This is a genomic window from Allobosea sp. FG18, assembly GCF_057809495.1.
Window position 1 is genome coordinate 55640 of sequence record NZ_JBMDKB010000018.1, and the last position, 14448, is coordinate 70087.

Annotated in this window: 11 protein-coding genes and 1 other RNA gene; 5 read left to right on the forward strand and 7 right to left on the reverse strand. The window is 62.6% G+C overall.

Translation table 11 applies throughout. The features are described from left to right. Positions 1 to 8 precede the first annotated feature (8 nt). Positions 9 to 368: a transfer-messenger RNA gene (gene ssrA / locus ACODTJ_RS19525) on the reverse strand. A gap of 188 nt (positions 369 to 556) precedes the next feature. On the opposite strand from ssrA, the gene ACODTJ_RS19530 reads away from it, so the two are divergent. Then, complete coding sequence (locus ACODTJ_RS19530; protein ID WP_488849638.1) at positions 557 to 1414, forward strand: hypothetical protein; 858 nt, start codon at positions 557 to 559, stop codon at positions 1412 to 1414. Here ACODTJ_RS19530 and ACODTJ_RS19535 read toward each other — a convergent pair. From ACODTJ_RS19535 to ACODTJ_RS19555, 5 genes are read right to left on the reverse strand one after another with little or no spacing between them, the layout of a single operon-like run. Further along, positions 1411 to 2376: an NUDIX domain-containing protein gene (locus ACODTJ_RS19535; RefSeq protein ID WP_488849639.1), complete on the reverse strand. Its 966-nt coding sequence runs from the start codon at positions 2374 to 2376 to the stop codon at positions 1411 to 1413. The genes ACODTJ_RS19530 and ACODTJ_RS19535 overlap by 4 nt on opposite strands. Next, positions 2376 to 3071: an isochorismatase family protein gene (locus ACODTJ_RS19540; protein ID WP_488849640.1), complete on the reverse strand. Its 696-nt coding sequence runs from the start codon at positions 3069 to 3071 to the stop codon at positions 2376 to 2378. The genes ACODTJ_RS19535 and ACODTJ_RS19540 overlap by 1 nt, the downstream gene beginning before the upstream one ends. Positions 3072 to 3105: 34 nt before the next feature. Then, on the reverse strand, positions 3106 to 3903 hold the full coding sequence (locus ACODTJ_RS19545; RefSeq protein WP_488849641.1) for a hypothetical protein: 798 nt from the start codon (positions 3901 to 3903) through the stop codon (positions 3106 to 3108). Between the two features lie 2 nt (positions 3904 to 3905). Beyond that, positions 3906 to 5222: a nicotinate phosphoribosyltransferase gene (locus tag ACODTJ_RS19550; RefSeq protein WP_488849642.1), complete on the reverse strand. Its 1317-nt coding sequence runs from the start codon at positions 5220 to 5222 to the stop codon at positions 3906 to 3908. Between the two features lie 7 nt (positions 5223 to 5229). Beyond that, entirely contained in the window at positions 5230 to 6897 is a 1668-nt protein-coding gene (locus tag ACODTJ_RS19555; RefSeq protein WP_488849643.1) for an NAD+ synthase, read from the reverse strand. Between the two features lie 535 nt (positions 6898 to 7432). Here ACODTJ_RS19555 and ACODTJ_RS19560 point away from each other — a divergent pair. Then, complete coding sequence (locus ACODTJ_RS19560) at positions 7433 to 9448, forward strand: putative bifunctional diguanylate cyclase/phosphodiesterase (RefSeq protein ID WP_488849644.1); 2016 nt, start codon at positions 7433 to 7435, stop codon at positions 9446 to 9448. Positions 9449 to 9517: 69 nt separating this feature from the next. Here the strand turns inward: ACODTJ_RS19560 and ACODTJ_RS19565 are convergent, their stop codons facing one another. After that, positions 9518 to 9922, reverse strand: a complete 405-nt coding sequence (locus ACODTJ_RS19565) for a hypothetical protein (RefSeq protein WP_488849645.1) — start codon at positions 9920 to 9922, stop codon at positions 9518 to 9520. Positions 9923 to 10034: 112 nt separating this feature from the next. Between ACODTJ_RS19565 and ACODTJ_RS19570 the strand changes: the two genes are divergently transcribed. The 3 genes from ACODTJ_RS19570 (at position 10035) to ACODTJ_RS19580 (ending at position 14448) form a co-directional block, all read left to right on the forward strand. After that, positions 10035 to 11069, forward strand: coding sequence for a hypothetical protein (locus ACODTJ_RS19570; protein WP_488849646.1), 1035 nt, complete (start codon positions 10035 to 10037; stop codon positions 11067 to 11069). Between the two features lie 87 nt (positions 11070 to 11156). Further along, positions 11157 to 12044: a crotonase/enoyl-CoA hydratase family protein gene (locus tag ACODTJ_RS19575; RefSeq protein ID WP_488849647.1), complete on the forward strand. Its 888-nt coding sequence runs from the start codon at positions 11157 to 11159 to the stop codon at positions 12042 to 12044. Between the two features lie 70 nt (positions 12045 to 12114). Then, entirely contained in the window at positions 12115 to 14448 is a 2334-nt protein-coding gene (locus tag ACODTJ_RS19580) for a putative bifunctional diguanylate cyclase/phosphodiesterase (RefSeq protein ID WP_488849648.1), read from the forward strand.

Here is a 14448-nt window from a genome sequence, read left to right on the forward strand (position 1 = left end):
GAAACGAAAGTGGGGTGCTTCTGTTGCCAGGCGCAGTCCCGAAGCCCCGCCCGACGGTGCTACCCGTCAGGACTTAATGCCGGACCGGCACCGCTCACGCGGCGACGGCGTACCCAGCAGCATGGTTGTCGTTGGCAACTATGCGTAAGGCCCGATAACGGTGGAACCATGCCGAACAGCAAGAAGAACTCGTCAGCGCCCGTCGAACCTATTTCGCCCCCATCATCAATGCACCGTGTGATGCACTCATGGTGGAGGCGATGGGTATCGCACCCATGTCCGAGCACCTATCATGTCCGACCGTCTACTGTCGTAGCCGTTGAAGCGGCATCTCCAACATAAGGAAATTTGAGACCGTCATCAAGATCCTCTCTTATCCATCATGAGCCGGTCCACGGATTAGGACTGCGTTCCATTAGCCAGAACAAGGATTCGCCACTTTCTAGGCTATGTATCCTCGCCAATCCCCGCATTCCCCAACGTTTGCAATCCTTTGGGAACCCTTGGCTTGGAACTTCTGTTGCTCCCCGCGCTTTAAGGTCCGGAGGATTGTTTGATGAAGCGTTTTTCGCCCGCGGATCTGATCCGCACCGGCTGCGATGAATTTGACCTTCAGTGCTTGAATGTCGTCGTCGGAACGCGTGTCTCTGCCACCCAATCCAGCACCTATATCGCCTCCGCGCGGGAGACCCAGCGGGGAGGGCGCTCCCACGCGCGGGGGGAAGTCCGCGACGCCGACATCCTCTCGGTCATTCCAGCAAAGACACTCGACGAAGCGCCCCACATGCGTCGGCGCATCATCACGGAGACCCAAGCGATGCCGGCCTACCTCTACGCGTTCCATCATTGGAGCGGCGGGAAGCGGATCACCCATGGCCATGTGCTGACACGCACGGCGGAGAACCTTCATCAGTTCCTCGGAGCCTGGCCTGCTGCGAACGATCACAGCCGCGCTGTGGTCGAGACGATGGCCACCTACGTCTCCAACCCGGCCGACGCCGTGGCTGGGGTTCTGGAACGGGCTCGCGAAGCTGGCCGAACCACGCTTCCGGCCCAGTTCGAGGAGATGTCGATCGAGCTGCGCAACGCGGCGGAGATGCTCATACTCGGCAGCTGCGACCCATCCGGTGACTACAGCGATAGCTACCACGCCCTGAAGTTCATCCTCGGCAACGACGATATCGTTCCGTCAGCCTCGCTCGAACCGCATGCGGGCGAGATGCGCTACATCCTTGCGGATCTGTCTCCCGAGAACCGGCTGCGCATTCGTGACGCTATCACCGATACGATCGACACGGTGATCGCGCAGTCCGAGCCCCTAGCGCCAGGAGCTTCCGCAGAGGCGGTTATCACCCGTGAGGTGTTCCTCGCCTACGCCAAGCGGGCCGCCGGCGAGGAACCAAAGTCTGCCTAGAGCCGGAGCATCTCGCGAACGGCGAAGCCGTGGTCGAAAGCCATGTTCGACGGCACAATCTCGCGCTTCGGCAGCCAAAGAACGGACCGGGCATCGGATCCCGCTTTCGCCGGCGGTCGCGGCCCCTTTAGCCGGTAGTGGTAGACCTGCGAGACAAAGCGGCCGCGAGGATCACGATCTGGCTCGTCGAAGACCGCGTTGCCGACGAGAAACTCGACCATCATCTCCGGGGTCATGGACGCCTCCTCGCCGGCCTCCCGGAGCGATGTCCGCCTGAGGCGCTCGCGGGGATCCTGGAACCCCCCAGGCAAGGCGGGATAGCCCTCGAACGGAAAGCGATCTCGGATGATGCAGAGCACGTCGTCTTCGTGCTCGATGAGTGCATCGGCGGTGGTGAAGCTCGGCTCGTAGGGCGCATTCGCCCACTCAGCACGATAGCGCGCCGCGGCCTGGTGCTCACCTAGCAGGTACCTATAGGGATCTGACCTACGCCAATCATCCAGGAAGGGAACGAGGAGCGGAGCTGGGGAGAGGTCGCCGAAGAGGTCGGCGGTCGACCCGATGCTCTCCACGCGGCGCACCTCATCGAAGACGAAGGCCGGCAAACCCCTCGCCTCGTTCATCGCAGCCTCGCTCGACCAAACGGCACGCGCCTCGCCCGCTTTGACAGCGGCAGCTTCAAGCGCCTCTTCCACAGTCCGGAGCCGGGCTTCATCAAGGTACGGCTCGTCGTCGATTGCGTGGATCGCAACGATCCCGGCTGCGACCTCCTGGGGGAAGAGAAGCGTGAGCATCTCCTTCTGAACGTCGACAGTGAAAGGCTGCAGGTGAGCGGAGATCGGCCGGTCCGCTCCATTCAACAGGATGACTGTTCGATCGCTGCCGGCGATCACATCCGCAAGATGCGCGGCAGCAATCGGGTTCCAGAAAGGAACGCGCTCCGCGATGACCGATACGACCATCAGAGCACCCGATCGGTGATGATGGCGCCCTGGTTCTGCATGATCAGGAGCCCAATCTGGTGGAAGAGATCTTGCGGGTGCGCCGCACTGGCGGGCAGGCCGAGCTCCGTCGCCGTCGACAGCGGCAGGTCGTAGGTCGCGCAGGCCGGCTCGTGCACGATGATCTGGTCGACCTTCCCGATGAAGCCGCGGGTACGCGCCGACAGGAGGCTCACGGTGGCGGTCAGAACGCAGATGTCGGTGCAGATCCCGACCAGCACCAGCGTATCAACGCCAGAACTCTTCGCCCAGTCGAACACGATGTTGCTGCCGTCGGGCCTGATGCCGCCGATGACCCCATTGATGCACTCCTTGGGCATAACCAGCGTTTCTGGGTCGTTTTCGAGCCATTCGAGACGGCTGACGAGCATGTCGTCGCCCGTACCGACCAGGCAGTGAGGCGGGTACGGTTTCTCGTCCTGCTCAGCCGTGTGGCTGTCCCGAAAGACCAGCTTGGGACCGATCCTGCGGGCGAGGAGGTCGGTCTCCTCGATCATCCGCTCGATCTGCGGGTTCGGAACCGCCGGCGCCAGCGGACCTCGACCGGGCGTGCAGAAACCATGCACCTCGTCGACGACGATGAGACCGATCTTGCCGCGGCTCAGATCCAGAGCCGACATGACCAGAGGCGCGGTGCCCTCGATCGCGGTCATCATCGGGTTCGCAATCGCGTTCATAGCCATCTCCTCATCAACGATCGCCGCGGCGCGAGCGCGCGTAGTCGCGCTTCTCATCGCGGCTCGAAAGCGGACGCCACTTGCCGTCGTCCTTCAGTTCCAACACCTCGCCGTCGCGGCCCAGGCCATCGGCCTTGAAGCGCGTCCCCACCGGCAGCTTGGTGTCGGGAGGCGTTGCGCCGCGCAAAGCCTGCCGGAGGTGCGGTGGATAGTTCCAGTCTATGAAGCTGTGCAGCCTCTCGGGAACATAGCGCCGCCACTCGTCATCGCGCCGCTCGATGAGCGCTCTGATTTCCCGCCCGAGAGGCAGGCCGGATTTATCGCGGTCGACAATGTGGATGCGCTTCCCGCTGTCGACGTCCTCGTAGATCGTCGCCAGCGCCGAGTCGAACATCCTGCTGCTGTTGCCGTCAGAGAGACGCGCGAAAGCGGGCTCGTACCATTTGGCGTCGATCCGGCTGCCGGAGAAATAGTCCGTTGGAGCAGGCAGGCCGAGGCCGCGAATCTTCCCGAGGACATAGGCGCACCAGTCGTCGTTATCGACAGAGGCATCGATGTCATCCAGCGGGATGAAGCGGAATCCAGCGGTGTTCTCCGGCGGCCCTCCGAAGATGGCCTCGATCATCGACATCCGCTCTTCGAAGCTGAAGGGATGGCCTTCCTGACCCGCCTTCTTGACGCTACCGATGCCGACCAGGCACCGCTTCGCCGTTGCACGCATCTGCAGAAGCAGCCGCAGATGCCCATAATGGAGGACCTGGCTGTCCACGACTGCCAGGCAGACCCGATCATCGTTGCTGATCTGTGCCATCGTCACACCCTGACGGCGGATTCCGCCATCCCCTTCGTCCCGAAGATCACCTTGTAACGCTCGACCTCACCGGCTGGCCCCGTCGCCTTCGCGAGGTTGTCGGAGAGCTTCACCGCCGGCCGCCCGGCCGCCTCTACGACTTTGCAGACCAGGGAGATCGGGTTCAGGCCGTCACCTCCCGCCGGCGCGCAGCCGCGGAAGTCGTTGGTCAGGTTGGTGCCCCAGCCGTAACTGACGCGCACGCGCCCCGAGAAGTGGCGGAAGCTTTCCTCGATCGAGTCGATATCCATGCCGTCAGACAGGATGAGCAGCTTTTCACGAGGATCTTCCCCACGCTCTCTCCACCAACGGATGAACTCGTCGCCGCCCTCGATCGGCGGCTTGGAGTCCGGCCTGGCACCCGTCCACTTCGCCACCCAGTCCGGCGCGTCCCGGAGGAAGGCTGTCGTGCCGTAGGCATCGGGCAGCAGCACTAGAAGATTGCCGGAATAGATCTTCGCCCAGTCGGCGAGGACTTGGTAGCGCGACTGGCGCACCCCTTCGTCGTCCTCGCCAGCCATGGCCGCGTAGACCATCGCCAGCTCGTGGGCATTGGTGCCGATCGCCTCGGTCCCGGCCTGCATCGCGATATGGACATTGCTGGTGCCGACGAATGAAGATCCGAGACCTTCGGCCAGCGCCTCGCAGCACCAGCGCTGCCAGAGATACCCGTGACGGCGCCGGGTTCCGAAATCACCGACCTTCAGCAAGCCCTCGTTCTTGAGAGCCTTCAGGCGCTCTACCTTGTCCCAGAGGCGGGACTTCGCGCGGGCATAGAGAACATCGAGCTCGAAGCGTCCCATCCCCTTCATCGCGTGACGGGCGCGCAGCTCGTTGATGATGGAGAGCGCGGGGATCTCCCACATCGTCGTGTGTACCCAGCGGCCGGCGAAACGCAACTCGAACTGCCCGTCGCGGTGCTCCAGCTGGTACTCCGGAAGCTGGAAGTCGGTCAGCCACTCCAGGAAGTCTGGAGCGAAGATCTGCTTCACACCGTAGAAGGTGTTGCCGGCGAGATAGATCAGCTCGCCCTTCGTGAAGCGCAGCGTGCGCGCATGATCGAGCTGCGCGCGCAGCTCCGCCTCGTCGATGTCGTCGGCCAGACGCACGCTCTTCGAGCGGTTGATCAGCCCGAAGGTGACAGGCACGTCGCGATGCTGTCGCCAGATCATCTGAAGCATGAGCAGCTTGTAGAAGTCGGTGTCGAGCAGCGAGCGAACCACTGGGTCGAGCTTAAAGCTGTGGTTGTAGACCCGGGTCGCGAGATCGGTGAAAGCCATTTCGTCCTCACATCTCGAACGCGTTGACGATCGGAAGCCGGCGGTCGCGTCCGAACGCTCTTGGCCCGACTTTCGGACCTGGCGCCGACTGGCGACGTTTGTGCTCGCTCTGTCGGAGCAGCGCACCGACGAACCGAGTGTGATCGTTTGTTAGGAACCGCGGATCGCCGTCCGCCCCTATTGCGGTCCTCGCCCGCGCAAGCGCCGAGACCGAATCCATGTCTTCGTCGACAAAGCCTCGAAGCAGCTCGTCCAGGATCGCATAGGGACCGAGCTTCGCCTCGTCCGTCTGACCAAGTGCCAAATTCGCACTCGGCGCCTTCGCGATGATTGCCGGGGGGATTGGCGCATCGGGTCCGAGCACGCCTTCCGGACGAAACTCATTTCGCATGCGCGACAGGCTCCACACGTCCGTTTTGTAGATATCCTTGATAGGGTTGAAGCCGCCTGCCATGTCGCCGTACAGCGTCGCGTAGCCGACTGATCCCTCCGATTTGTTCCCTGTGGAGAGGAGCATGTGGCCATGCTCATTCGAATGAGCCATGAGTGCGATCATCCGCACCCGGGCTTGAATGTTCTCCTCGGTGACGTTCGGCACGCGCCCGGCAATCCCGAGCATCCTGCAGATTGCCTCCACCGGCTCGCCGATCGGGACCGTGGCAAGTTCGATCCCGAGCCGTGCGCAGACCTCGACCGCGTCGGCGATGTCGCCCTTCTCGGTGATCGTTGATGGCAGCGTGACAGCCTTCACCCGATCGGCGCCGAGCGCATCCACCGCCATGGTTCCAACCAACGCGGAGTCGATCCCACCTGACATCCCGAGAACGACGGTCATGAAGCGGCTTTTGTTGACATAGTCGCGCAGCCCCAAAACGCAGGCGAGGTAATCGGCGACCTCGTCCTCGGGGTAGGGTTCCTGGTGAGGGAATTCGTCGCCGAACGGCACCGAGATCGTCTGGATGGATTCCTTGAAGGCAGGCAGCTGCGCGCGAACCAGCCCCTTCTCGTCGAGCACGAAGCTCGCGCCGTCGAAGACGAGCTCGTCCTGGCCGCCGACCGTGTTCAGGTAGACGAGCGGCAGGCCTGTTTCGCGAACCCTGGCCTTGGCATGGGCCATCCGCTGATCGCGGTGCTTGCCGCGGGTGTAAGGACTGCCGTTGATGAAGATCAGGACGTCGGCCAGTTCGCCAGCGAGATCCTGGGCCACCGACGGGTGCCACATTTCTTCGCAGATCCCGATTCCAATGCGGACGCCGCGGAATTTGATCGGAGGGCGGAAATCGCCGCAGGCGAAGTTCCTGACTTCGTCGAAGACCCCGTCGTTGGGACGGTCACGCTTGCGAGCGACCTTCTTGGAACCGTCGGGGCTGATGAAATAGGCGGCGTTATAGGGGAGTGCCGGGCCTTCTTCAGGCGCTCCCATCACCACGGCCGGCCCGCCGACGGCAACGACGGCCTCGGTCACCCGGGCGAGCTCGCGTTCGGTCGCGGCGAGGAAGGCCGGCCGAAGAACGAGGTCCTCGATCGGGTAGCCGGTCAGGAAGCACTCGGGGAAGACGATCACGTCGGCGTCCGGGTGCTGCCTCAGCACCTCGATTGCGCGGTCCGCATTGTTGCGAAGATCACCGACGCGCGGGTTTAGCTGCGCCAGCACAAGATTCAACTTGCGTGTCATTCTCGATCCTCGTCTCACCCGCAACGCGGATGGATTGGAGCGGCGTCGGTGTGACCCTCATGGATCCACCTCAGCGGCTTGAGTTATTGAACGCCTAGCGCTCGACACTGTCAACAGGGCCGGCGATCTGGCCCCTAAAACGAAAGAGCCGGCCATCGGATGATGGCCGGCTAAGTCGAGGGGAACGAAACGGGCAAGGGGAGGAACGCCCGCCTCAAGGAATACAATTGCGATTCCTTTGGAGCCCCACAATCCTTGCCCCTGCAGATTCGGTGGATAGCGCAGTTGGCCGTGCCGGCTCGTCTGGGAGCGCTCCGACCTCGCGGCCCCCGACCAGCCTTTCCTCGGTTCATGGCTTGAGGTCGCTTGACCGGAGTTTCATCTAATCCCTCAGACTCCGTTAATCATCTGCCGTCGAAAGCCATCCTCATCCACGGGCACGCTCAGGGAAAGCCCGAAGCCGCGATTGCCAGAGAGCGTGCGATTCTCGAATAGCCGATTGAAGAACTGTTTTTGCGTTCCTTGGAGTTATGTCGTGAGCGTGATCCTGTGCATCGTCGGCGAACACAATCCATGGCTGGTCGTGCTGGCAGCACTGGTCTGCGTCTCTGGCGCGACTGTGACGTTCAGGCTCTTCGCCCAGGCCCTGGAGCGGCAAGGTCTTCAGCGCGCCGGGTGGACTTTCCTGGCCGCGATGGCGGGTGGGTCATCGGTATGGTGCACGCATTTCGTCGCGATGCTGGCCTATGACGTCGGCGCACCGGTCACGTTCGACCCCATCCTCACCATGGTCTCCCTGCTCGTGGTGATCGCCGGCATGGCCTATGGAATCTGGGTTTCGCTATTCCGCCGCATGCCGTTCGCCGCGGAGCTCGGTGGCTGCGCCGCTGGCTTCTCGATCGCTGCGATGCACTACACAGGGATGGCGGCCTACCACGTCGATGGCATCGTAACCTGGAACCACAACTACGTTTTCGGCTCGATCACTCTGGCTGTGGTCATCTCCGCAGCGGCTTTCAACCAGGCGGTACGGCGCCGGTCGAAGTCCTCCCCGTATCTCGCCTGCGGCCTCTTTGTTCTCGCCGTCGTCTCGCTGCACTTCACCGGCATGACCGCTGTTTCGGTGACGCCGCTAGGGCTCAGCGCAGAGTCTTCACAAGAAGTCCTTGAGGCCATGGCGATTGCGGTTGCAGGCGTCGGTATGCTGATCGTCGCCGCCGGTGTCGTCAGCTATCTCATCGATACGCAGACGACGCGCGAGGCGTTCACCAAACTTCGGCATCTCGCCCTCAACGATCCGCTCACCGGGCTGCCGAACCGTGTCGCGGGCCGCGAGCATCTGGACGCGGAACTCAAGCGCGCGAAGATCTCCGGCACTCGCGTGGCGGTGATCGGGATCGATCTGAACCGCTTCAAGGAGATCAATGATCTTCGCGGCCACAAAGCAGGCGACGAAGCCCTTCGCATCATCGGCGCGCGCCTGAGTGCCTGCACCTCGGACAACGAGTTTGTCGCCCGGCTCGGCGGGGACGAGTTTCTGGCAATCAAGGGCTATGCCGAACAGGTGCAGCTTCTCGATTTCGTCGACCGCCTGGAGAAGTCGCTGTTTGAGCCGCTACGGATCGACGACTTCGAGTCCATCGCCGGAGCGAGCTTGGGTATCGCGACCTATCCTTCGGACGGCACCAGCCAGGACGAACTGATCGTCAATGCAGATCTTGCCATGTATCGCGCGAAGGCGGACCTGACGCGCGCCGCCTGCTTCTATGAACCGCGCATGGATCAGGCGGCCCGCGAACGCCAGGCGATCTCCCAGGATCTCTCGCGAGCCATCCAGCTCGACCAGCTCGAACTGCACTATCAGGTCCAGAAGTCGGTCGCGACCGGCGAAACCGGCGGGTATGAGGCGCTATTGCGCTGGCGTCATCCCGAAAAGGGCTTGATTTCTCCTGCTACATTCATACCGATCGCGGAGGAAACCGGTCTCATTCTCTCGATCGGTGAATGGGTGCTCCGCACCGCTTGCCGCGACGCTGTTTCATGGGACCACCCTTACAGGGTGGCGGTCAATCTCAGCCCGGTCCAGTTCGCGCACTGCGACCTCTCTAAGCTCGTGTCCAAGGTACTGGAAGAAAGCGGTCTGGACCCGCGACGGCTGGAGCTGGAAATCACGGAATCGACGATCATCGCCGACAAGGAGCGAGCCCTCCATCTGCTACGCCAGATCAGGAAACTCGGTGTCACGGTCGCGATCGACGACTTTGGTACGGGATATTCGTCGCTCGACACTCTGCGCACCTTCCCTTTCGACAAGATCAAGCTCGACCGATCCTTCATGAGCGAGGTCGAGGGAAGCGCACAGGCGAAGGCAATCGTCAGAGCTGTGCTCGCACTCGGGAAGAGCCTCGATATCCCGGTCCTGGCCGAAGGTGTCGAGACCCATCGTCAGCTACAGCTTTTGGAGGCCGAGGGCTGCGACGAAGCGCAAGGGTACTATCTCGGCCGGCCGGCCGCCCTCGACGCTGGCTTCCAGCCGGCTGCGGCCGCCTGAGTTGAAGGCCCGGCCATCGGCCAATGGCCGGGCCTGCCTGCGGAGCAGACGAAGGCGACCGCCGTCGCATCAAGGACCTCCAGGCCGGCGAGCGAGCGCTTCACCCAACCTCTCCTCCCGCCCGGCCTTGTAAGCCTTCTCGATGCGGCCGCAGATTTCCTCCAGCACGAACAGGCGTGTGTCGGATCGCAGCCTGAAGGCCTCCCGATAGACCTCGAGGCTCTGCGAGACCCGCTCCAGATAAGCGGAGGGGCCGGGCGCAGCCTCCATCTCCTGCGCTACGTCGACGCCTTCGTCGGCGATCAGACCGTCCATCTCAGCCCATCCAGATGCCTGCGCCAGCGTGACCAGCCTTGTTCCCTCGGCGCGGCTGATGGGCTCCGAGAGCTCCACCATGACGTGCAGCCGCTCGAAATCGAGCATTTCGAGCCGTTCATCGGCGACGGCCCAGTGCGTATGATGACGTGACAGCATCCCGATCTCCTTCCCGCACAGGCTATCCACGCTCGACGCAACCCAGAACTGGCTACCGGTTTACTGACCTGGTCGGCCTGCGCTAAAACCCCGGCGGTTAGTGAGGTGGTCAATGCTCGTCGACATGCTGCGTGAGCAGCAGCTGGATTTCACCTATGAGGATGGCTACCGGGCCCAGGAGGCTTTCGAACCGGTCAAGGCCCGCCTGGAAAATGCCTTCGTCTACGTTCTCGACAGCAATGCAATGGCGCTCGCCGCGAATGTCGCGCTCAGCAAGCCTTCGTCGCTCCTGTCTGCGCTCCCCTTCGCCAAACTCCCGTTTCCGCGGGTCTTCATCGAATTCTCGAACGAGGATCTGAAGCGCTCGATGGCGGGCCTAGGCTCGACCAACATCCGTCCGCCTCACACCGCTACGAGGCTCATTCGAAGCGGCTTCCTGATTGAGGACCTCGGCGACCACCTGCTCGTCGACTACATCATGGCGCAGCAATACGAGGAGAAGACGGTGGTCGAGCTCTCGCCGGCGCAAGGCGTCTTCGACCTTGCCGACGTCGAGCTCCCGGACGGCAGCGCGCCCAATCCCTTTTCGTCCGAGCGCCCCGAGGCGATCAGCGGCAAAATGCAGGAACACCTGTCATTGATCGCAAAGAGCCCGCTGGAAGGGCGGTGCTACCATAATCTGCAGGTGCGCTTCCGATGGCGGCCTCACCCCGATCTCGCGCGGATGAGCTTGAGCCAGAAGAGGATGATGGGCTCCGATCAGGTCGAGGCGATCCGGGAACGCCAGGCTGCGGAGGCTCGACGGCTCTTCAACCTCGCCATTCTGCCCACGCTCATCCTCCTGAACTGCCGCAACGCCGTCGAAGTGAATCGTGTCGACGCACCCGAGAAGCTGAACAAGCAGCGCGCCAAGAAGAACAAACCGCCGCTCTCCGGCTACAACGAAATCCGGATCAAACTGAATGCTGCGCGACAGCGGATGGCCTCTAGGCCAGGCGGATCTGTTCGGGAAATGACCGCCGCGTACGTTACGGGCCATTTCAAGGTCCGCCGTAGCGGCATTTTCTGGTGGTCTCCGCATGTAAGAATGGGTTCGCTGCCGGCCGACATGAGCTTGCCTCCGAAGATTCGGAAAGTGACTGCCTAGGCCGGTCCACGAAAGGACTTGGCTGTCAATTCTTGATGGTTTGCGCCCGCGTGTTACTCCTCGAAGGCCTTCTTCGAGGAGAGATTCGTGGAATTCCGCGTCGACTATGAGACCAACCGGGCGGAAGACTTTCCGAACTGGTCCTTCAAGCTCATGACCTCCGAGTTTATCCCGGAGTCCAAGGCGCTGATCGTCCGCTGGCGGGCGGACAGCGTCCCGAGCTTCACGCCCGGGATCATGAACGACCTCCTCTGCCTGGGGGATTCCGTGCGCGCGCTCTATGCAGCCGGCCTCGGCGACCAACTCCGATACGTCGCAATTGGCTCGTCCATCCCCGGCATGTTCAACATGGGCGGGGATCTCGGCTATTTCTCCGACGCCATCGCCAGCCAGGACCGCAAGGTCCTGTTCGATTATGCCCGATGGGCGATCAAGATCATCCACGATGTCTGGGCCGGATTCGGTCATCCGGTCATTACCTTCGCTCTGGTGGAGGGCGACGCGCTCGGCGGTGGCTTCGAAGCAGCGCTCGCCCACAACTTTCTTCTGGCCGAGAAAGGGGTGCGTCTCGGTCTGCCGGAGATCACCTTCAACCTGTTCCCGGGCATGGGAGGCACGACATTTTTGAGCCGTCGATTGGGCTCCTCAGAGGCCGAAGAAATCCTCTTCCACGGCCGCCCGTACACGGCCGAGGAGATGTTCGAACGCGGTGTCGTCGACTACCTCGCCGAGAGGGGTGCGGGCACCGCTAAGCTTCTCGAAATTCTCGGTAATTCTGAGACATCAACCGCGATCTATCGGACGCTTTTGAAAGACCGCGACGATCGTCAGGAGCGGTGGCAGATCACCTATGACGAGCTGCGCCGCGTCGTCGATATCTGGGCTGAAGGATGCTTCGGCGCGAGGGATGTCGATGTGCGCCACATGCGAAGGATTGTTTCCACGCAGGTCAGGAAACTCGCCGTCGATCCTTAGAATTTGAAACTCGATCCTTTACCCTTTTGAAGGAATTTGTGCGACGAAGGACTTCTACATGTGAGGTCCTATGTCGGCTTTCAGTTTGAACCTGTTTGTCCGGGCCGCCCGTCGAGAGAAGCTCCCGCAGGCGGTCTATGCCCAGCTCATCGATGCGCTGTACGGCACCTATGCGAGCTTCGTCGCCGGGATGGTCTGCGGCAGCGCCGTCGGCCTGGTGTCCTGGCTCCGCTCCGGCGACCCGATCTTTCTTTGGGCAACCGCCGCGATCTTCGGGACCTGCGCGTTCCGGACGGTCATCCTGTTCTGGTACCGGTCGCAACCGCGTGGCGATGATATGCGCCTCCGCGAGATCGCGGCCTGGGAACTGCGCTACGCGGCCGGCGCGTGGACGTTCATGCTTGCGCTCGGTGTCACGAGCGCCCTCGGCGTCTACGAAGGGAACGACCTGATCACGCTCCTCTACGGCAGTGTGGTGGCCGTCGGCTGCGCCGGCGCCATCGCCGGCCGCAACAGCGCGCGTCCCTTGATCGTGAGCGGACAGGTGCTGCTCTGCTGCGGCCCGCTGGCAATTTCATTGCTGAGCAGCGGCGAGCCCTATTTGCTCGGCGTGTCCGGCATGATCCTCCTCTTCTTCGCTGCAGTCTCGTCGACCACGAAGACCCTCTATGCAGGCCTCCGCAGGGCCCTCGTTCAGACGCAGGCTGTTCAGAAGCTCGCAGCGCTCCACAAGCGCGAGAAGACGCGCTTCGACGATGCATTGAACACCATGAAGGGCGGCCTGTGCATGTTCGACGTCTCGGGCCGCGTCGTCGTCATCAATGCCGGCCTGCGCTGCTATTTCCCAACGATGAACCTTGCCAGCGGAGCGACCATCGGCGGCTTTGTGGAGGCCATCGGCGGGGCGACGCAGGCAAGCACCGAAGATCTCCGTCGCTTCGGCCTGGAGCTACGCGATCGCCTCGAAGGCGGCCGCCAGACGCCGGTCGAGCTTCTGACTGCAGATGGCAGCATCTTCGAGTTCCGCGTCTCTCTGCGCGCCGAAGGCGGTGCTGTGGTCGTGGTGGACGACATTTCCGAGCGGCGCGCGGCCGAGCGGGAGATCAAGCACCTCGCCCACTACTGCTCGCTGACAGGCCTTCCCAACCGCTTCCGCTTCCGCGACGAGATCCAGCGGGTTCTCTCGAACGCGAGCAAGGGTCTCGGCGGGGACGTGGCCGTGCTCTATGTCGACCTGGACGGCTTCAAGGAGATCAACGACAGCCTCGGTCATCCGATGGGCGACAAGCTGCTGATCGAGGTAGCGAAGCGCCTGCACGAAGCTGCACATGGCGACATGGTGGCGCGCTTCGGCGGTGACGAGTTCGTCGTGCTGAAGACCAAGAGCGGAAGCTCGCCGGAGCAGCTGGCGAAGCGCCTGATCGACGCCATCAGCGAGTCCTATGCGATCGACGGTCATCACCTTGTCGTCGGCGCCAGCATCGGCATCGCGTCCTGGCCTGGAGACGGCGAAACGGCTGACGATCTGATCCGCAGCTCGGACATGGCGCTGTACCATGCCAAGAACGCCGGACGCGGCCAGTATGCTCGTTTCGAGCCGCAAATGGATGCCGATGCCCAGCGCCGCCGAGAGATCGAGATGGACCTGCGGGTCGCCGTCGCGTCTGGAGCCTTCGAGCTGCACTACCAACCCCTCGTGGATGCCTCCAGCGGGCGTATCCTCGCCTGCGAGGCGCTTCTGCGCTGGCGGCATCCGGACAAGGGCCTGATATCTCCGGCTCAGTTCATCCCGATCGCCGAGGATACCGGCCTGATCGTCGCTATCGGCGAATGGGTGCTGGCCAAAGCCTGCAAGGATGCGATGAGCTGGCCTCAGGGCACACGAGTGGCCGTCAACCTCTCACCAATCCAGTTCAAGCGCGGCGATGTGGTCGGCGCTGTCCTCAGCGCGCTGCGGACTTCTGGCCTACCGCCCGAGCGTCTTGAGTGCGAGATCACCGAGTCTCTGATGATGAGCGATACGCCGGCGACCCGCGAAGCTATTTCCAGCCTATGCGCGATGGGCGTGCGCCTGGCTCTCGACGATTTCGGGACCGGCCACAGCTCGCTCTCGCGGCTCCACGGCATCCCTTTCCACAAGCTCAAGATCGACAAGTCCTTCGTCGACAAGCTTGGCCAGACTCCGGAGTCGATGGCGATCGTGAAGGCGATCGTTTCGCTAGCCAGGGAGCTCGGAAAGACCGTCGTGGCCGAGGGTGTCGAGACCCGGGTTCAGATGGATATCCTGCAGAAGCTCCATGTCACCGAGCTGCAGGGCTACTTCTTCTCGAAGCCCGTCCCAATCGCCGACCTCCATGAGAAGTTGGCCGAGCCTCGGGTGATCAAGCTCGGCCAAGCTGCCTGA